The following is a 20,420-nucleotide window of genomic DNA, read 5'->3' on the forward strand; positions in this document are numbered from 1 at the left end:
CCCAAATGCGTTTAACCGCTATGGGATAGAGAGGTGCGTAGTTCACCCAAGGAGAATTAATCTCTCGAAGTAAAAGTGAAGGGAATTTCTGAAATGGAATTCAGTCTGTCTATATTTGACTATACTTTTACTAACTATATTTAATTTTGGTGTCTGGAGTTAAGTCTCATGCTCAAATATCTGCCTGTTAAATTCCTGCGTTTTTTAGCGATTAGCTGTCTTGTCACGCTAATTTCTCTAGGATTTGACCGTTTACACCCCGTTAAAGCTAATCCCACCCTCATAGCTCAAAATGCTTGGGCCGGGGCCTCCTTCCCCGTGGAAAACTTTCAAACCTATACCTCTGGTTTCGGTTATCGTTCCTCTCCCATGGATGGCAGTCAACAATTTCATGCTGGTTTAGACATGGCCGCACCCTTAGGCAGTTATATTCGCAATTGGTGGACTGGCAGAATCGTCGAATTATCGGATCATACAGGCTGTGGCACCATGATTAAGATGCAATCCGGTCAATGGACACATATTTATTGTCATCTCATGGGTTCGGTTCAATCCGATAGCCGCGGCACTTTTTTGATTGATAGGTCAGGGGGAATCGTCCTTACCCTTGGTCAGGATATACCAGCAGGGGCGCGCATGGCTAGAGTGGGAATGAGCGGACGCACCACCGGACCACACCTGCACTGGGGACTGATGTACGGCAATCAATACGTTGACCCCGCTTTGGTTTTAAATGCTATGTACGGTTCTAATCCTTCGGGTAATAGTTAAGAGAATCTGCGATCGCATTCTGTTCAGAAAAAACATCGCTGCCCAGATTTAGTGAATAACGAGGGACACTGCTAGAATTAAGCTGATCGATTCAGGTATATCCAGATAAAATGCGAATATTAACCCTTGTACCGGGAGGAATTAGCGATCAACTGCTGTTTTTTCCCACTCTAGAAACTCTCCGGCAAACTTACCCCCAAGGCAGCATCGATGTTTTGGTCGAACCTAGGGCAAAAGCTGCCTATCGTCTCTGTCCGCAGGTTAGGGAAGTGCTTTTATTTGACTATCGAGATCAGTACGGATTAGCGGATTATTTAAATATTTTGGGAGTAATTCGGGACCGGGAGTACGAAATCGCCATTAGTCTCACCAATCGTCCTGCTATCAATCTTTTACTCTGGTTAAATGGTGTTCCTAACCGTATAGGCTATGAAAATAATGGCAGCTGGTTCTTATCGGAACAAGTACCCCGGCCAAAGGAAGGCTATCTAGCGGATAATTATCACGATCTGGTCAAAGGGTTAAAGATTGCCCCACCCTGTCCACCTTTAAAAATAACCTTGAATCGGGATGATATCGATTGGGCGGAAATGGAGCAGAAACGCCTCGATATCAAGGATAGCGGCTATATTCTCCTCTACGCCGGCGGTAGCGATCTCAGCATCAGCCAAGGACTGGAAACGGTTTATCCCCTAGAGAGTTGGCTAGAAATTATCCAAGGCATTCGCCATCAACAACCGGATTTGCCAATTGTAGCGATCGAGGGAGATCTGGATGAAGCTTGGGTTTTAGCGCTCAAAGCCATGGATAATAACTTAAAAGTGTCCAGAACGGCCGATATCGGTAAAATGTCCGCCATGATCGCCGGTGCTAATTTATTGTTAGCTACCGAAAGTGTCCCTTTACAGTTAGCCGTGGCCGTGGGAACCTATACCCTCTCTCTGCTGGTTCCTTCGTTGCCTAAGAGAGTTTTACCGAGTGGGGGAGAGCTTCATCGATATATTGAAGCTAATACGGGAAAAGTCGCCGATATTACTCCCGAAACTGTCCTGAAAAAGATTTGGGGCCGGTAAAGAATCGGGTTTCGATCGCTTTTCTCGTGGTCGAAACCCGAAAAAAATCGGCATCAAGGCTCAATTTTGCGATTGAGATAACTGACTTTTCAACGATTCTAGGGAGGCCCAACGACCATCGATGGCAGTATTTTCCGGAAGAAAAAAATCGGGTGGTTGACAATTGGCTCCGCAGAGTTGACGGGGGGGCAAAGTTAGACATAACTGCTCGTATAACCACATTTGCGGTTCAAAATCCCCGTTAGGATCGAGGGTTTCCGAGAGGTCTTCGTAGGCTATTTCTCGCTCTAGAGGATAGGAGTTATCGTAGTCTTTATTTTTGTCTAGCCAGATTAATTCGGAAGTGTTTAATTGCAGACGATGATTATATTGTTGTAAACAGCGATCGCAGGTTAAGGTGACGATGGTTTCTGCTTTCACCGATACTTCCAAAAAGTTGCCCCCATGTCTAACCAGCAAGGTCCCCCGCACTGGTGTCAAGGTTTCTAGACCGGGGATAAAATTATCGATGATGATCACTCTTTGTCGATCAGGAGATTTGAGGAGGTGGGGGATAAAAATAGTTTCCATAGATAACTCCTGTATCATTTATCGGTTATCGGGTCAACTGCGTTAGCTACGAGTTCCTTTATCAGCTTATCGCAGCCCCGACCTCTAGAGACATAGACCAGTCCTAGACTGTGGGAAGTGGGGTGTATTTTCAGTGAACAGTGAACAGTAAACAGTAATCAGTGAACTGAAAACTCACATCTGATAACTGATAACTGATAACTGATAACTGCATTTGACAGGCTGTCTGTTGATCGAGCGAGAAAGTTTCCTCAGAATTGGGAGTATATGCACAAAGATACTCCTATGTCAACGGTTTTGAAAAATTTTCTGCCTCACCTCGGTCGATTGCTTATTGTTGCACTGCTCTGTTCGCTGGTGCTGGGGGGATGGCCTCGGCAGGGAAAAGCGGCTCAATCAGTACATTTATCCTACTGGTTGCGATCGGGAATTGAACAACTAGAGGCGGGTAATTATCAGCAAGCTTTGCAGGATTTCAATCAGTCGATCGAACGGGAAAATAACTTGGCCCTAGCCTACAGTAATCGCTGTTTAACTCAGATTTATTTGCAGGATTATCTCCACGCTTGGCAGGACTGCACCCGCTCTTTACAACAGCAATCCGATAATTATCTAGCCTATTTCCATCGGGGTTTAGCTTTTTATCGTTTGGGAGATTATCCACAGGCGCTGACCGATTATAACCAGACTATCCGGTTAAAACCCACCTATTATCAAGCCTACTATAATCGGGGTTTAGTTCAGGCGACCATGAAAAATCATCCCCTTGCCCTAGCTGATTTTAATCAATCCTTGCGTCAAATTACTAACTGGCAACCCGACGCTTTAGCCACTATTTATAATGATCGAGGTTTATCTCATTTAGCCCTCCACAATTTTACCTCAGCCAAAGCGGATTTTAATCAAGCTCTCCGGTTAAATAAAAATAATGCCTCAGCCTACTATAATCTAGCTTGTACCGCTCACCAATTAGGTGAATACGAGCGCTCGATCGCCGATTTAAATCGGGCGATTGCCATCGATCCTTTTTATGCCGATGCTTATATTAGAAGGGGATTACTGCGGCATCAATTGGGTTATTATCAATCGGCTTTAGCGGATTTAAATCAAGGAGCAAATCACCTCTATCAACAGGGATTGCACCACAATTATCGGCAAATCCTCGCCCTAATCGAGCAGATTCACCAACAGTTACTTTCCTTACCATCTCCCATTGTTTAAAAGAGTGATCAATTTACAGAGGAAAGCGCTTCATGGCTGTGACGGCGAGACGGGCATTATCTTTAAGGACTTGGGAAACTCGGGGAATTTGGGGAATTTGCCAGAGAACATCGACGGTGCGCCGTAATAATCGCACTAAATCTCCCTCATCGAGGCTAGTATTTTCGCACAATTCCGGCCAGGATGTCCCCTGGGCCCAACGGGAGGCAATCCCCATCAGTTGGGTTTCTAACCAGACGGGAATAGTGATATCGTAGCGAGATTGAGCTTGATAGAGTAAACGGCGAACTTCTCGCAGACCGGGGGAATTTCCCTCTCCTTGCCGCAAAATATCGATAACTTCTGGCACAGGCGGGTAATTGCACCAAGTATCGGGGCGAGGGGGTTCCGTAATCATGGCGCTGATGGCGGCGGCTAGCTGGCTAGGAGTCAATCTGTCCAAATCTCCGGACATCATCGCTAATCCTAACCAGAGTTCATTTTCCCCGCGAATAGTGGCCGCCGCTTCTCCGAGGGGAGTGGGCAAATAACCCTCTAATGCTTGGAATTCTCGCAAAATCTCGATTAGATTCAGAAATTCTTCCCAGTAGTAGGATTTACGGGATTGTTGTTTCTGGTATTTAATCTGGGCTTTGTGTAACTGATCGCGAGCAATCTCTCGATCGTAGTATAATTTCATCAATCGCCCCGGATTTTTGCGTTTTTGCAGGGGATGAGCGGCAATTTGACTATTGACAATTTCAAGTCTTTGTGATTGTGTTTCCAGTTCCGCCACTGGTGGGATGCCTTGCACTTGTTGGGGGATTAAATCGGCGATCGCCTGAGTATTTTCCTCACCCTTGCGCCAACCCCCTAGGGAAACTGCTTCCAGGGAAGGGGGTATTAGTTCGCCTAATTCCGCAGGAGAGAGAAAACCTCGATCGATCTCGCTAATATCGGCATAGGCGGCTAAATACCAGCGATTATCACTGCCTAAACAAACAAGGGTTCGCACTTGACCTGCCCCGTGCAGGGTATTGACAAAGATAGCGGGGACGGGGACGGGAACCTTAATATGTTTGCCCTTGAGGTGGAGGATAGTTCCGACGGGAATATTCGGCAATTTTAGATGTATTTCCTGTCTTTTCTGTGCTTCTGACTGACTAGCAAGGATTTTATACAGTCTTTCTTCCTCCCGCAGTCTTTCCCGTAGCTTTTCGTAACTGAAGACCTGCTCCCGTTCGATACCGGCTAATTCCATATCCAACTTAGCTAATTCGGTGGTTAAGGCGGTAATCTGTTGTCGTTCGGGGCTTAACTTCAAACGAGCGAGATATTCGGCGAAACTGCGCTCTAAGAGGTCTTTGGCCTCCTCTAGACTGTGTTTTTGCAGGAGATTTAAGACCATGCCGTAACTGGGCGCAAAACAGCTTTGCAGGGGTTCCGGTTGGGCGGTGGCCAGAAAAGCCGCTTCTTTTGCCCCTTCAAAGGGCGTTTGTACTGTCACCACATGGCCCACCGCATCCATTCCCCGACGACCAGCCCGGCCAGCAATCTGAACAAATTCCGAGGGAGTCAGCATACTATGGCCATCATCGGTGCGTTTGGAGAGGGCCGAGATGACGGTGGTGCGGGCGGGCATATTAATCCCGGCCGAGAGGGTAGCGGTGGCAAAAACCACCTTAATTAAACCGGCTTCAAAGAGTTGTTCGACTAATTCTTTCCAGAGGGGTAAAATCCCGGCATGGTGAACACCACAGCCCCGGGTGAGGGGTTCCACTTGGTCGGCGCGGACTAATTGGGAAGCACTGGCCAGGAATTCAAACAGTTGATTTTTCGTCTCGGAGTCGGCGGTTAAGAGGCGGAGGAGTTGATCGTCGGACTGGGGGTTATTAGCGAAAAAAGCCAGTAATTTTTGGTGTAGGGGCGGATTTTCGACGGCAAAGAAGGAAAGGGTCAGTTCTTGCAGATGGGGATTATCTTCTAGGAAGAAAATGAGTAAACGGTAGTAAATGGCTCTAGCTTCTTCTGGATTAACGAGATTAAGGTTTTTTAGCTCTCGAATCGCCTGATCGCAACCTTTGCGGCTGAAAATGACGTAAATGGCCGGGAGCATATCCTTGTCCCGCAGAGTGGTGACAATGGAGGCGATGGTGGGACAATCTTCTCGTTTTAAGCGTCGGGGTTTGCCTTGGCCGACTTTTGAGCGTAGTTTCGGGTTAACTTTGCTCTGTTTTGGGTCGAGCAGCGGGAATAATCCCTCTTTATTGGCGAAATAAAAGCGCAGGGGGACGGGGCGAAAATCGGAGTTAATTAGCTCACAGCTGGAGGTCTGCTTATTGTCGCCGGGTTGGGGCAGTTGCCGCACCCAGTTAATCCAGTCGGTGAGTTCTCCGGGGTTGCCGATGGTGGCGGAGAGGGCCACTAATTGGATACTAGGGGGACAGTAGATAATTGATTCTTCCCAAACGGTGCCGCGACCTCGATCGCTGATATAGTGACATTCATCGAGAACTAGGGTTTCCACGTTTTCTAGGGAAGTGCCTACCTCACCGATCGGGGTTTGATACAGCATATTGCGAAAAATTTCTGTAGTCATGACTACAATTAATGCTGAAGGATTGATCACCACATCGCCGGTAATCAATCCCACTTCGGCAAAGAGCAGCGGGGAATCCTCATCGCCATCGGTGGGGGTGCGACCGAATTTTTCTTGAAAATCCCGGAATTTTTGGTTAGAAAGAGCTTTCAGGGGAGTGGTGTAGAAAACCCGTTTGCCCCTTTCTAGGGCGCGATAGATAGCGTATTCTCCGATTAAAGTTTTGCCGGAACCCGTGGGAGCGCAGACAACCACTGATTTACCGGCAGCGAGAGCGGCGATCGCCGAGTGCTGGAAGTCGTCGAGTTTAAAGGGAAAAATGGTTTTGAGATCCAAAGAAGTAGGGTTAAGGGACTCTTTCACGTCAAGTCTAAGAGGAGAAATTTTTTAAATTGTGGCTATTCTGGCTGGCTTTTTTTATTCTAGTCGAAAAAAGCGGACTTCTAGAAACTAGGGACAAGCTTAACCTTTGGGGGTGATGCCCAATACCATCATACTTCATTTTTATCAGAAATGCTGTAAGCTAAGAGGTATTTAAACCGCTTATTCTTAGATTAGCCGAATCTCTCCCAATCCCTTTACTGTTGACTGTTGCCTCTTGCCTCGTCTGGCCCAAGCAATTTAAATTACGAACAGCTTATCACTAATAATTGTATCTCTATTTTCTCCTTAACTTGATTACTTATACTTACTGATGATGATTAAATTTTCTGCTGAAGACTGTCTAGTTTTAGTTGTTGATGATGTCGGCAAAAATCTCCAATTAGCTGTGGGTATTCTTGATTCTGCTGGTTATGCCACCAGTTTTGCTAGTAGTGTTAAACAGGCAATAGAACGAGTAAAAACTGCTAATCCTGACCTAATTCTTCTTGACTTAATGATGCCAAATATGGAGGGAATAGAACTTTGTCGAAGACTAAAAACTGACAATTTATACGCTCATATACCAATTATCTTTGTGACAGATAGTAAGGAAAAAGAAGATATTCTCAATGCTTTTAATTCTGGGGCTGTGGACTATGTAAATAAACCCTTTTATAGTTGGGAACTGTTAGCCAGAGTTAAAATTCATCTAGAACTAAAAAAGACTCAAGAAGAACTGAAAAATATCAATTCTCAACTAGAAAAGCTAGTCAGAACTGATAGCCTAACTGGGGTAAATAATCGTCGAGAGATTCTCCACTTAGGGGAGAAAGAATTTCAACGATGTCGTCGTTATCATCGTTATTTTTCGGTTCTATTCATCGATATCGACCATTTTAAACATATTAACGATACCTTTGGTCATACCCTGGGAAACAAAACTTTAATTACTGTCGCTGGGGCAATTAAAACCTGTCTGCGTCAAGTGGATAGTTTTGGGCGCTTTGGGGGCGAGGAATTTGTCGCTATTCTCCCAGAAACTAATCTTGAAGATGCTACTACCACAGCCCAGCGCATTTGTCAAGTAATTAACAAGTTAAATATTGAACTTGATCAACAAAAAGTGCGAGTTACTGCTAGTATCGGTGTGGCAACATTTAGCCCTCAAGATAATAATCTAGAAGAGGTGATCGAGCGGGCTGATCATGCCATGTTAGCCGCTAAAAATCAAGGCAGAAATCGGGTTATTGTAGGTAAAACAGTATGAAAAATTTGTTATTTATTCTTGGTTTTTTGCTCTTAGGTGTAGCCCCAAGTTTTAGCGCCGATCTCGATACGATTATACGCCGGGAAAAATTAATTGTCGCTGTCAAAAATAATCTCCCTCCCCTCGCTTTCCTTGATTCTCAGGGCAATCTGCAAGGATTGGAAATCGACATCGCTAAACGTCTAGCTGAAGAAATTCTCGGTTCTGACAGTGCTATTATTCTCAAACCCGTTAGTAATCAAGAACGTTTACAGGTGGTTATTGATGATCGGGTGGATTTGGCGATCGCTCGTGTGGCGATTACTCCCGCACGTCAGCGCTTAGTGGATTTTAGCCCCTTTTATTACCTCGATAGCAGCGGTTTTGTGACGAAAAACCTGCTATTTCAGCGTTTAGAAGACCTAGCTAACTCTAGAATCGCCGTACTCAACGGCTCGACGACAATCGCCCTTGTGCGTTCCCATTTACCTAACGCTACCCTGCGCGGGGTTGCTTCCTATCAAGAAGCTTTAAATTTACTGGAAACGGGGGAAATAGACGCTTTTGCGGCTGATAATAGCCTTTTAACCGGTTGGGTGCAGCAATTCCCCAATTATCGTCAATTACCGATCCAGTTGGGGGCGATCGCTCTAGGAGTCGTTCTCCCTAAAGGTTTACAGTACCAAAGTCTCCGAGAACGCGTCAATCAAGCGATCGAGCGGCTAGAATCCACCGGCTGGTTAGTAGAACGGGTGAACTATTGGGGCTTACCCCTGAGAATTCGGGAAATGGGGAGATAGGGAGATAGGGAGATAGGTTGTGGGGTGTGGGGTTGGGGTGTGGGGTGTGGGGAGATGGGAGTTTTTTGCTGTGAGCAATCAATGAACAGTAATCAGTGAACTGAAAACTGAAAACTGAAATCTGATCACTGATAACTGATAACTGATCACTGATTACTGACTAAATCCTGCTATAATCTGATTGAATAAGTATAAAAATATTAATTGCTCGATCGCTAATTATGGAAGATACCCTGCCGCTTATTTACGTTTCTGGATTGCTAATTTTCGTGATTGGTTTAGGAATTTTTGTCATCGTGCAAATCTTTAAAACCCGTCGAGTAGAAGGAACCTTTAACAAGCTACAAAAGAAATTGCAAAAAGAAAAAGGTACAGCTAAAGAATACTATGAATTAGGGAGTCTTTATCTTGATAAAAAACTCTATGTTCAAGCATTGAGTTTACTACAAAAGGCTTTAAAAATCTCTGGGGAAGAAAGCATCGAACCAGAAAATCAAGCTCTAATCTACAATGCGCTCGGTTTTTCCTATTTTGCCCAAGAACAATTAGAATTAGCGATTCGTAACTACAAAGAAGCAATTAAACTTTATCCTCAATATTCGATCGCTCTCAATAATCTTGGCAATGTTTACGAAAAGAAACAAATGGCTAAAAAAGCTCTCGAAACCTACGAAGAAACTCTCAAATTTGATCCTAATAATACCGTGGCGAAAAAGCGAGCCGAATCCCTGCGTAAACGCTTCGCCGAATCGAAATAGTTTTGACGACTATCAAATTCTTTTTAGAGAGCGAAGAATCTTCGCTCTCTTTCTTTATTTCAAGCCATAAAACAAGACAATTAAAACTGGGGTTAAAATCGTCAAAATTAAATTTAGGGGCGCACCCAAACGGGTAAAATCGAGGAATTTATAGCCCCCGGGTGCATAAACCATGGTGTTAGTTTGATAGCCAATCGGTGTTAGATAACTATTAGAAGCAGCAAAGGTGACAGCATACATAAAAGCCAAAGGATTTAAACCCAAAGTTTTCGCCACTTCCACGGCGACGGGAATCATTAAAACCACGGCGGCGTTATTAGAGAGGATTTCGGTTAAAACTGAAGTAATCAGATAGAAGAAAACTAAGATCCAAAACCCTGAAAGATTGCCGCCGATAGCCACTAAATTATCCGCCAACCATTTAGTCGTTCCTGAGTTATCCATGGCAGTACCCAGGGGAATTAAACCCGCTAATAAAAAGATAATATCCCAACGAATGGAACCATAGACTTCCCCCGGTTTTAGACAGCCAGTAATTACCATTAAAACCACCCCAACTAAACTGGTGACGAGAATCGGTTGAATATCAAAAGCGGCAATAATAATCACCAACAAAGTAATCATTAAAGCAATAATGCCCTTATCCTGTCGCAATGATTCAATTTCTTTCTCTTCTAAAACTAATAATTCTCGCGTGGTTTGTAAACCAATAAAACTCTGTTTTGGTCCTTGAACCAAGAGCAAATCGCCAAACTTTAAAGGAATTTTTCCTAATCTTCCTTGCAGTAATTCTGAACCACGCCGAATCGCCAAAACCGTGGCGTTATAACGCTGACGGAATTTCAAATCTTTTAAAGTTGTCCCAATTAAACGGGAATTAGAGAGAATCAAAACCTCGGCTAATTTTTCCTCACCTGTAGTAATTGTCGATTCAATATCTTCTTTCTGAAATTTGACATCGGCAAAGATTTCTAAGCCTCGTTCATCTTTAATTTTTAATAGTTCTTCCCGACTACTGTGAACGATTAAAATATCGCCAGCATTGAGAACTTTATCAGCTAAAGGTTGGGACAAATGTACCTTATTTCTGATTAATTCCAACACATCAAAATTAAACTTTCTTTGTAGTCCACTTTGGGATAAAGTTTGACCGATAAGATTAGAACGAGGGCTAATAATTACCTCACTCAGATATACTTTAGAACCATAATCATCTTCTAAAAATTCCCCGGTGGAAGATTTGCGATCGGGTAGTAATTTCGGAGCAAAAATTGTTAAATAAATCAAACCTGCCAAAAAAGTAACTACTCCCAAAGCAGTGAATTGAAATAAACTAAATTCCCCATAACCCAGCTTGGCAGAAATACCACTAGCGAGAATGTTAGTAGAAGTTCCCACCACGGTAATCATCCCCGCTAAAACCGTCGCGTAGGAAAGGGGAATTAATAACTTAGAAGGAGAAATTTTTTGTTTTTTACACCAATCTTCAACGATGGGTAAAAAGATTGCCACCACTGCCGTGTTATTAATAAAAGCACTAATTGGCCCCACTAATGCCCCTAGGACAAATACCTGTTGGTGGGGATTTTTTCCCCCCCAAACCAGCAAGCGATCGCGAATTACTTGAATCACTCCCGTGCGGGTAATTCCAGCACTAAGCACAAACATCGCCATCACCGTCACCGTGGCAGAATTACTAAATCCCGCGATACCTTCTTCGGGAGTAACTAAACCCAAAAGAATGAGGACAATAGCCACGCATAAAGCGGTTAAATCTACTGGTAGCCATTCCGCCACGAAAGCGACTAAAGCAACGACTAAAACCGTTAAAGTCAGAATAATTGGTGTTGGCATTGATTTATTTTTTCGTCATGAACCAGCGAATAAATAACTTCTCCAACTCAATCCAAACAAACATTAAGGCACTAAATCCAAAACAGACTAATAATTCTGTGCCACTAATCCATTGAGTGCCGAAGAAGTTTTGTAGGGGAGGAGCATAAATTAACAACAATTGTAGGATCGTTGTCAAGCCCACGGCGGCGATAATGTAAGGATTAGAGAAGGGATTCATTTGCACCGCTAACTGGGTATGGGAACGCACCGCTAAAGCATGACCCATTTGTGCTAAACAGAGGGTAGTAAATACCATAGTTTTCCAACGTCCAGGATCTCCGATTTCGGGGGTTGCCTGAGTATATTGGTAAGCCCAGTACATCATAATAATGGTGAGAATGGCAAAGACGATGCCGATGCGAATCATATACCAACCCAAACCGCGGGCGAAAATGCTTTCCCGGGGGCTAAAAGGTGGACGTTTCATCACATTAGGTTCGGCGGGTTCCATTGCCAGAGCAAGAGCCGGTAAACCGTCGGTGACAAGGTTCATCCAGAGGATTTGCAAGGGAGAAAGGGGTACACCGCCTAAACCGAGCAGAGGAGCCGCTGCAATCGTTAAAACCTCGCCAATATTACTGCCGAGAATGTATTTAATAAAGCGCCGAATGTTACTGTAAACCACGCGCCCTTCTTCAGTGGCAGCGACGATGGTGGCAAAATTATCATCCAGCAAAATCATATCACTGGCTTCTTTGCTGACATCGGTTCCGGTAATGCCCATGGCGATACCGATATCCGCTTGTTTTAGTGCCGGAGCATCGTTCACCCCGTCCCCCGTCATGGCGACGAATTTGCCCCGTTTTTGCAAAGCTTGGACGATTCTCAGCTTATGTTCGGGAGAAACACGAGCATAGACGCTCACACCATCTACCTCTCCCTCTAGGTCATTCTGAGACATTTTTTCTAATTCTTTACCCGTGATTACTCGCTCCCCGACAGCAGCAATGCCCAATTCAATGGCGATCGCCTTGGCCGTTAGTTGGTGATCTCCGGTAATCATAATCGGACGAATTCCCGCTTGACGACAGAGAGCAACCGCTTCTTTAACTTCTTTGCGGGGTGCATCGAGCATTCCCACCAATCCCAACCAAACCAGGGATTGTTCCTCACTATCTTCTTTTTCCACTTCTGGCACTTCTGTCATCGGTTTATAGGAAAAACCTAAGACTCGTAGGCCATTACCCGCCATTTCGTCATTTTGTGCCAAAATACGGCTTCTTTGTTCAGCTGTTAAGGGTTGACTTTCCGCCCCAACTTGGATCAGAGAACAACGTTCGAGAATTAATTCCGGTGAGCCTTTGGTAAACATTAAATAGGCAGAATCCCCCAAACCTAACTGGGCATTCTCACAGATTACTGACATTCTCTTTCTTTCGGAAGAAAAGGGAAATTCGCCTAAACGAGGGCTTTTGGGTGCTAATGCTTCCCGATATAGTCCTCCTTTACCCGCTAACGTCAGTAAAGCTCCTTCGGTGGGATCGCCTAAAATTAACCATTCTTGCTCTTTATTTTGCAAAAGTGCATCATTACACAGCACACAAGCCGTTAAAATTGCCTGTAGTTCGGGATCACTTTCACTAGCACCACTAAACTCACCGATGGGCGCGTAACCTTCCCCCGTGACAGTAATTGTCTGCGCGGAAGTATTAACTTTCTGTACCACCATTTTATTTTGAGTTAAAGTTCCGGTTTTATCGGAGCAAATCGTCGTTACCGAGCCTAAAGTTTCCACTGCCGGCAATTTACGGATTAAAGCTTGTCTTCTCACCATTCTTTGGGTTCCAATTGCCAAAGTCACCGTCACCACTGCCGGTAAACCTTCGGGAACAACGGCCACAGCCATACTGAGGGAAGTTTCGAGGAATGATTCAAAAAACTGCCAACCAAAGCGAATTACACCGCCAAGGACGACTACCGCCACTAAAGCTAGGGAACTACTCACTAAAACGTTACCTAACTGCGACATTCGCCGCTGTAGGGGAGTTGGTTCACTTTCTACTCCTTGCAACAAAGCGGCGATTTTCCCGATTTCCGTATCCATTCCCGTCTTGGTAATCGCCACTTTACCCCGCCCCTGTACTACTTCAGTACCCTGATAGACGAGGTTAATGCGATCGCCTAAAGAGGCATCTTCCAGTAAAACCTTCTGTGCTTGTTTATTCACCGATTCCGCTTCACCCGTGAGGGCAGCTTCGCGGATTTGCAGGTTTTGTGCTTCTAATAATCTGCCATCGGCGGCAATTTGTACCCCCGCTTCCAGTAACATGATATCCCCGGGGACAAGTTCCTTGGCCGCCACTTCAAAGGTGCTACCATTACGGATAACCCGGACTTTCGGCGAGGATAACTGCTTAAGGGCTGCTAAAGCCTTTTCTGCCCGACTTTCCTGGAAATATCCTAAAATACCGTTTAAAATAACAATTATAAAAATAGCGATCGCGTCTTTGGGAAATTCCCCTTTTTTCAGGTCCAAAACTGCCGAAACCACCGCCACGGCAATCAGCATCACTAACATAATGTTAGTAAACTGTTCCCATAAAATCACTAACGGGCTACGTCCCCCCGTTTCTTTTAGTTCATTTAACCCGAAAATATCCTTTCTTTTAACAATTTCCGCCTCTATTAAGCCGGTTTCCCCATTGGTTCTCAGTATTTCTAGGGTTTGTTCGCCAGTTAAATTATGCCAAGCACGATTATTCTCTATTTCCGAGACTTGGGGGGACGTAGTGGGAAAAGTCATAGCGATTGATTGAAGAGGGTGTACGCGTGAACTAAAAAGGTGAGCGAGTTAAGCTAATTACATATCACAATATCAGTTATCAGTTATCAGTGAGCATTGGGGAGAAGGGTATGGGGTGTGGGGAAGTGGGGAAATGGGGAGGTAGGGAAATGGGGAGATGGGAATTATGAATTATGAAGTGGGGGGTGGAGAAATGGGGAGATGGGGAGAATAAATAAAAATAATCTCCTGGTTTTTGCCTTCTGCCTGACCCCACTCTAGTACTTTTTCAGCAGAACCTATATAGAGTAAAATCCCGTTTGTCGGAATAGGTAGATCCTTAAGGCTTTTCCCCTCCACAGTACCGAGCGTGCAAGTTTCCAAGCACTCGGCTCCTGCTGTATCAATTACTCCCATTGTGTATAATCGTCTTACATAGAGCGTATAACTCATTGTCTAAAACGAGCTTTCAGGTCTTTATCTGGGGGTTTCCAACCTTAGATCCCCGTTTGTGTCCATTAGTGAAATACCCATCAATTCTAACTTATCACGGAGTTCAGACTTTCTACTCTGGTTTCATTAACGTTTCAGCCTCTCTTACGTCTGCTCCCCTTTTGGGTACGGGATTAACCCTTATCTGGCGGGTTATGTATTCTCCTTGGTTTTCACCATGCCAGCTTTCGCTTCTTAAGAGAGTCCCATCACCCCAAGGGATTGGTACGCCTCACGGCTTCCCTACAGTAAAACTGACCTTGTGGTGGTTATCACGTTTCGCTAAGTGAAGAACTATCTGATTTAGCCTGCATTATTCACCAACTGCCACAATCCTCATTATGAGGACATCCTACAAAACAGACTGTTTTTTAGCTAGATCGCTAGATTAATTATTTGGCAAGGCTTTCGAGGATTTTCCTCAATCTTCATGAATAATGCAGGTTAGGTTATCTCTATAGTCCGAGGGCAAGGTATCTGCTCACTGTCTAGACTAAAACAGTTTTCTTTTGCCCTGTACCATTTTGGTTAGAATATCTCAACCAGATTTCACTCTTCTGGAGTCACGAACCTTACGAGATTTTGCTTTTGCCAACCCTGTCAGATTTCCCCTTGCCCCCTAGTCGATTCTGGTTATCTAAAGGTTAGGCGTTTTCTCTGGCTGTAAGACAACCTTGTTGCCACTGTTGCCTCTGAGAATGGAGACATCCACGATACTAGGATAAGAGTGACGGCACTCTACTTCACTTTTAGCGACTTCGTGTCGCACAGTCTAAACTCCAGTTTTGACCAAAGTGCATGGATTTTGAGCTTCCAAATGTCAGATTCTTGCACTTTATCGTTTTCAAAATTGCTGAAAGCCTTGCTTGGCAAGAATTCTACATTCATTCAGCAAGCCCTAGATAGCGAACAACCTAGCTTAGCTCATAAATGTTAACTATTTGGAAATTTAGAATTAGCCTTTTCTCAAATCAAATCCTCAGATTTAAGAGAGGAAGAACTTATCAACAGTTCATAGGGATAGTAAAGAATTAACAAACCTTCTGAAAAACTAGAATTGGGCGGCATGAAGATTGTAGATTGTTTTTCATTCCAAGTCGGCAATTTTTGGTCAACAATAAAGCGTCGTACCTGCTCTCTCTGTTGTGATGTCAGAGTCTCAAATGAGATAAAACGTCTCACTTGCTCTTGTTGTTCGGTGGTTAGCGTATCATCTAACGAAACAAAACTAATATTTTTGTTGATTTCGTATTTAAAAAGTATGTCCATAGAGGTAGAATGGTACATTGGCCAGAAATTTGAGCCAATATATGTTTTGTCCTTAGGGTGGTTTACATTATACCAATATATTAAAACTTTTCTCTCCGGCGAAAAATTGGGATTAGCTGACAGTACTTCATACATTTTTTCGTGTTCGACCTTAGCTAACTGCGACTTTTCTCGCATCTCTTGAAATACTTCAACATGAAAAAAGCTATTAGCTAATAATAAAATAATAGAGATACAAGTAACCAAAGATTTCAGCTTAAAAAAACGAAAGTTCAGATTGAGTATTGCCAGAATCAAGGCAGGCAAAACTAATCCAAAAGGGAAAAAAGTTCTTGCAATAAGATTGCTACCAGACAATATAGTTGGAGCTAAGACAATGCCTATTGTAATTGGCAGAAAAATAATTACAAGAATAATCTTCAAGAAATCTTTTTTTTGTATTGAATAGAATAATAAAATTACCAGCAATACTGGAATTAATATTTCATTAAGTTTTATTAAAAAAAAACGAGAGTGTATATCTCCTAGCCAAAAACTATCCCCAGGATTTAATGATGACCGAATACCATTACCTAAGAATGAATTAAAACACTCAATACCATAAAAAAAATAATCTTGAAAAGTTTTTAAATCACGTCCTCCCCACAATTCTATTCTTGTAATTCTAGTTTTTCCATGAAAAGATAAAAGTACATGAAGGATAATGTGGTAGGCAAAAAATCCTAAAATTGTCGCACAAAAATATTTGCTATAAAAAAAAAGTTTACTTTTCCATAAAAATTTTTTCTCTTCAAATACATCAATAAAAAACATCAAAAATAAAACCATTAGGCCAAACGTAAAAGTTATCTGATATATCCCTAGAACTATCACCGTAATTAGAGGTACAAAAAAAATAATATACTTATTTTTTCGATAATAGTAAAGTAAAAGAATAATAGCAAAGTTTGCAATACTAAAAATAGAAGAATAAAATTGAAAAGTATAGAGCATCAGCAAAGAGGAATTGAGAGAAAGCAGAGCTAAAATCAGTGCAAAATATCTCTTTTTACAATTCCACGATAATGTAATTATAATTGAAGTATAAATACTGAAACCAACAACTAACAAAGAGGTAATATGAGTATTGAAAAAGCCGGACAAAAAAGCCATAATAAATGATGAAATAAAGCGACCTTCTGCGATTGTCTTTGCCCAAACCCAATTAATTTTTTGTTCAGGACCTAAAGGGTTAATGAAGTAGATGTCTTCACAACAATTAGGAGTAGTGCCTAAAATATAATTAAGAAATATAAAAAAAACATAAAGTGAAACTAAAAAGACTTGGATTTTATAGTTACCAAATAACAACATGATTTGGTTGCTGAGTGGATTAATTTTTAAGTACTTGAGCGGTGACATAAAGAAAAGACTGAAATGGGATTACAGCAATTATAGCCGGAACCCAAGGTAAAGAGTAGCCTAAACGACAAAAATACTTCTTTTCATAAGGCTCTTCCTAGTTAAGGGGGATAAAAGATGCTTATATCCTTTGCCACAAGGCTTAGAGCGTCACAATTACCGCCAAACCGTATCCTGTAATACATTTTCAACCCTAAAGTCAGCAGAGCCGTCTCCGCCTTAATTGGAGGCCATCATATTTTCATGCTTGGCGGTGCCAACTTTGGCATCGGGACTGTCTCCTGTCTTCTCGATAATCCGAAAAAAATGTAACGAAATGTGAAGTATAATAGCGAATGTGATAAAGACAAGACATTAGAGAGTAGATAGGAAACGATGCGAGTTGCGATCGCTGGTGCGGGACTAGCCGGATTATCTTGTGCGAAATACCTTGTCGATGCGGGACATACGCCCATCGTACTGGAACGTCGCGATGTATTAGGGGGAAAAATTGCCGCTTGGAAAGATGCCGATGGGGACTGGTACGAAACCGGTTTACATATCTTCTTTGGCGCTTATCCCAATATGCTGCAATTATTCCAAGAATTAGGCATAGAAGATCGCCTACAGTGGAAAGAACACTCGATGATCTTCAATCAGCCGGAAAAACCGGGGACTTATTCGCGGTTTGACTTCCCAGATATTCCCGCCCCAATTAACGGTATTGTTGCCATTCTCCGCAATAATGATATGTTAACTTGGGAGGAAAAAATTAAATTTGGACTCGGTTTAATTCCTGCCATTGTTAAAGGACAAAGTTACGTCGAGGAGATGGATAAATATTCTTGGTCGGAATGGTTAGAGAAACAAAACATACCGCCTAGGGTAGAAAAAGAAGTGTTTATCGCTATGTCGAAAGCCCTAAACTTTATCGATCCTAACGAGATTTCCGCCACAATTCTACTAACAGCCCTCAACCGCTTTTTACAGGAGAAAAACGGCTCAAAAATGGCTTTTCTCGACGGTTCACCCCCGGAAAGACTCTGCCAACCTTTAGTCGATTACATCACCGCTAGAGGTGGAGAAGTGCGCTTAAATGCCCCTTTAAAAGAGATACTCTTAAATGAAAACTGCACAGTTAAAGCCTTCTTAATGCGCGGTTTAGACGGTGGGGAAGATTATCTTTTTGAAGCCGATCTTTATGTGTCTGCGATGCCTGTAGATCCTTTAAAAGTTTTACTACCCAAACCTTGGCAAGAAGATAAATTCTTTCAAAAATTAGAAGGATTAGAAGGGGTTCCCGTCATTAATTTACACCTCTGGTTTGATCGCAAACTAACCGACATCGATCATTTATTATTCTCCCGTTCGCCCTTACTCAGTGTTTATGCTGACATGAGCAACACCTGTAAAGAATACGCTAACCCCGATCGCTCGATGCTAGAATTAGTTCTCGCTCCCGCTCAGGATTGGATTAGCAAATCCGATGAAGAAATTATCGCCGCCACGATGAAAGAACTAGAAAAACTCTTTCCTCAACATTTTACTGGCGATAATCCCAGTCAATTGTTAAAATATCATCTGGTGAAAACTCCCCGATCAGTTTATAAAGCCACCCCTGGCCGACAAGCTTATCGACCTTCTCAAAAAACTCCGATCGAGAATTTTTATCTCGCCGGTGACTATACCATGCAAAAATATTTAGGAAGCATGGAAGGAGCCGTTTTATCGGGGAAATTAGCGGCAGCAGTGATCAGCAAAGATCACCCCGCAGCACCGCTAAACCCGAATAAAACCCAATCTACACCAGTGTCCAGCGCTCGTTAATTCTCTGGCTAGGGACTAATGACGAAAATGGCCTTGAGTGAGACAATGCTATATCATTAGCCACAGTTCGCCGTTAATCTAAGTCAATCATTCCGCCCCAGCAGAATGCTCCAATTGCCAAAACCGACCCACCCCACCAAACCCCTCGTCTCCCTTGCGGAGTCCTACGAACTCTGTCGCCGGATTACAGAGAAGTATTCCAAAACGTTTTATCTCGGTACTCTCCTGATGCCGAAAGCAAAACGTCAAGCGATCTGGGCAATTTATGTCTGGTGTCGTCGTACCGATGAACTGGTCGATGGACCCCAAGCCCGGTTAACTACACCTGAAACCCTTGATTTATGGGAAAAACAGCTAGAAACCGCCTTTTCTGGGGTTGCCCTTGAGGATGCCGATGTCGCTCTCGTGGATACTCTAGAAAAGTTCCCCATGGATATCCAACCCTTTCGGGATATGATCGCCGGGCAACAGATGGATCTCTATCGCAGTCGTTATCAAACCTTTGATGAACTAAAACTGTACTGCTATCGGGTGGCGGGGACGGTGGGGTTAATGTCCAGCGCGGTGTTAGGATTGGAAGATGGCGATCGCTCGGCTCCTTGGCGGCGCAATCAAAGCGTCTATATTCCGCAAGAAGAAGCGATCGATCTCGGTATTGCCAATCAATTAACCAATATTTTGCGGGATGTGGGGGAAGATGTCCATCGTGGGCGGATTTATCTACCTTTAGAGGATTTAGAGCGTTTTAACTACAGCGAAGACGATTTACTCAAAGGGGTTAATGATCACCGTTGGCAGGCGTTAATGCGCTTCCAAATTGAGCGCGCTCGTTATTACTACGATTCCGCCGAAAGGGGGATTCGCGCCCTTAATCCCGATTCCCGTTGGCCGGTTTGGGCGGCTTTACTGCTTTATCAAGGCATTTTAGACGTAATTGAAGCAAATAACTACGATGTCTTCGCCCGTCGTGCCTTCGTGCCTTTACCCAAGAAAATGCTCTATTTACCCGTGGCTTGGTTGCGATCGCAAGCGTTATAAAAATTCGACGGGTTTTGCTGCTTGCCGACTCCACCCGTCGAGTCTCAACTAGGGTTTGCGGCAAAAAGTTTTTCGCGGGGGCAGGGTGTGGGTTGTGGGGTGTGGGGTGTGGGTTTTCAGAGCGATTTAGGAGTCACCAACCAGAAAAGTCCGGTTTCCGTGCAGGGAACATCTCGATCGCTTTCGTAAACCACAAGACTGTCTTGCCGATCCAAAACTAACGCTTCTCCTAGACGGACGTAGGAGATAAACGGGACAAGATAGCGGACGACCGGCTCATCGAAAATTTTGGGTGGGAAACCCCGCCGTTCTAGGTTGGCTTTACGTTAGAATTAAAAAGACCGTCTCGAAAACCAAGTGGGCGGACAGCACCTTGAAAACTCGGCTTAGGGGGTTGCGTTCAGAAAAGCTTGTCC

13 protein-coding genes are annotated in these 20,420 nt (G+C 43.6%); 8 read left to right on the forward strand and 5 right to left on the reverse strand.

What is annotated here, in order from left to right:
- The first annotated feature begins 168 nt into the window (after positions 1–168).
- Positions 169–771, forward strand: a complete 603-nt coding sequence (locus IM319_RS04235) for a M23 family metallopeptidase (RefSeq protein ID WP_286827153.1) — start codon at positions 169–171, stop codon at positions 769–771.
- Positions 772–881: 110 nt separating this feature from the next.
- Complete coding sequence (locus IM319_RS04240) at positions 882–1,844, forward strand: glycosyltransferase family 9 protein (RefSeq protein WP_286827154.1); 963 nt, start codon at positions 882–884, stop codon at positions 1,842–1,844.
- A 60-nt stretch (positions 1,845–1,904) separates the two neighbouring features.
- On the opposite strand, the gene IM319_RS04245 is transcribed toward IM319_RS04240, so the two are convergent.
- Positions 1,905–2,414 carry a YceD family protein gene (locus IM319_RS04245; RefSeq protein WP_287079726.1) on the reverse strand — a complete coding sequence of 170 codons (510 nt, stop codon included), beginning with the start codon at positions 2,412–2,414 and terminating at the stop codon, positions 1,905–1,907.
- Between the two features lie 267 nt (positions 2,415–2,681).
- Here IM319_RS04245 and IM319_RS04250 point away from each other — a divergent pair, with 267 nt between their 5' ends.
- Positions 2,682–3,635, forward strand: a complete 954-nt coding sequence (locus IM319_RS04250; protein ID WP_287734747.1) for a tetratricopeptide repeat protein — start codon at positions 2,682–2,684, stop codon at positions 3,633–3,635.
- A gap of 13 nt (positions 3,636–3,648) precedes the next feature.
- Here IM319_RS04250 and IM319_RS04255 read toward each other — a convergent pair whose 3' ends face one another.
- Positions 3,649–6,576, reverse strand: a complete 2,928-nt coding sequence (locus IM319_RS04255; protein WP_287734748.1) for a DEAD/DEAH box helicase — start codon at positions 6,574–6,576, stop codon at positions 3,649–3,651.
- Between the two features lie 334 nt (positions 6,577–6,910).
- Between IM319_RS04255 and IM319_RS04260 the strand changes: the two genes are divergently transcribed.
- From IM319_RS04260 to IM319_RS04270, 3 genes are all read left to right on the forward strand, one after another.
- On the forward strand, positions 6,911–7,843 hold the full coding sequence (locus IM319_RS04260; protein WP_287734755.1) for a GGDEF domain-containing response regulator: 933 nt from the start codon (positions 6,911–6,913) through the stop codon (positions 7,841–7,843).
- Positions 7,840–8,622, forward strand: coding sequence for a transporter substrate-binding domain-containing protein (locus IM319_RS04265; protein ID WP_287734749.1), 783 nt, complete (start codon positions 7,840–7,842; stop codon positions 8,620–8,622). The genes IM319_RS04260 and IM319_RS04265 overlap by 4 nt, the downstream gene beginning before the upstream one ends.
- 221 nt (positions 8,623–8,843) lie before the next feature.
- The gene (locus IM319_RS04270; RefSeq protein ID WP_286827160.1) at positions 8,844–9,380 is read left to right on the forward strand and encodes a tetratricopeptide repeat protein; all 537 of its coding nucleotides are present in this window, start codon (positions 8,844–8,846) and stop codon (positions 9,378–9,380) included.
- Between the two features lie 54 nt (positions 9,381–9,434).
- Here IM319_RS04270 and IM319_RS04275 read toward each other — a convergent pair whose 3' ends face one another.
- The 3 genes from IM319_RS04275 to IM319_RS04285 all read right to left on the reverse strand — a co-directional run bounded on the left by IM319_RS04275 (position 9,435) and on the right by IM319_RS04285 (position 17,112).
- Complete coding sequence (locus tag IM319_RS04275) at positions 9,435–11,234, reverse strand: SLC13 family permease (protein WP_287734750.1); 1,800 nt, start codon at positions 11,232–11,234, stop codon at positions 9,435–9,437.
- A gap of 4 nt (positions 11,235–11,238) precedes the next feature.
- Positions 11,239–14,019 (reverse strand): cation-translocating P-type ATPase, encoded by a 2,781-nt coding sequence (locus IM319_RS04280; RefSeq protein WP_287734751.1) that lies wholly within the window; start codon positions 14,017–14,019, stop codon positions 11,239–11,241.
- Between the two features lie 1,437 nt (positions 14,020–15,456).
- On the reverse strand, positions 15,457–17,112 hold the full coding sequence (locus IM319_RS04285; RefSeq protein WP_287734752.1) for a glucosyltransferase domain-containing protein: 1,656 nt from the start codon (positions 17,110–17,112) through the stop codon (positions 15,457–15,459).
- A 423-nt stretch (positions 17,113–17,535) separates the two neighbouring features.
- Between IM319_RS04285 and pds the strand changes: the two genes are divergently transcribed.
- A complete protein-coding gene (pds, locus tag IM319_RS04290) occupies positions 17,536–18,966 on the forward strand; it encodes a 15-cis-phytoene desaturase (protein ID WP_287734753.1) in 1,431 nt (476 codons plus the stop codon).
- Between the two features lie 105 nt (positions 18,967–19,071).
- The gene (gene crtB / locus IM319_RS04295; RefSeq protein ID WP_287734754.1) at positions 19,072–20,004 is read left to right on the forward strand and encodes a 15-cis-phytoene synthase CrtB; all 933 of its coding nucleotides are present in this window, start codon (positions 19,072–19,074) and stop codon (positions 20,002–20,004) included.
- Positions 20,005–20,420: the final 416 nt, after the last annotated feature.

Origin of the sequence: Microcystis sp. M113S1 (genome assembly GCF_020246945.1) — a bacterium.
Taxonomy (GTDB): Bacteria; Cyanobacteriota; Cyanobacteriia; order Cyanobacteriales; family Microcystaceae; genus Microcystis.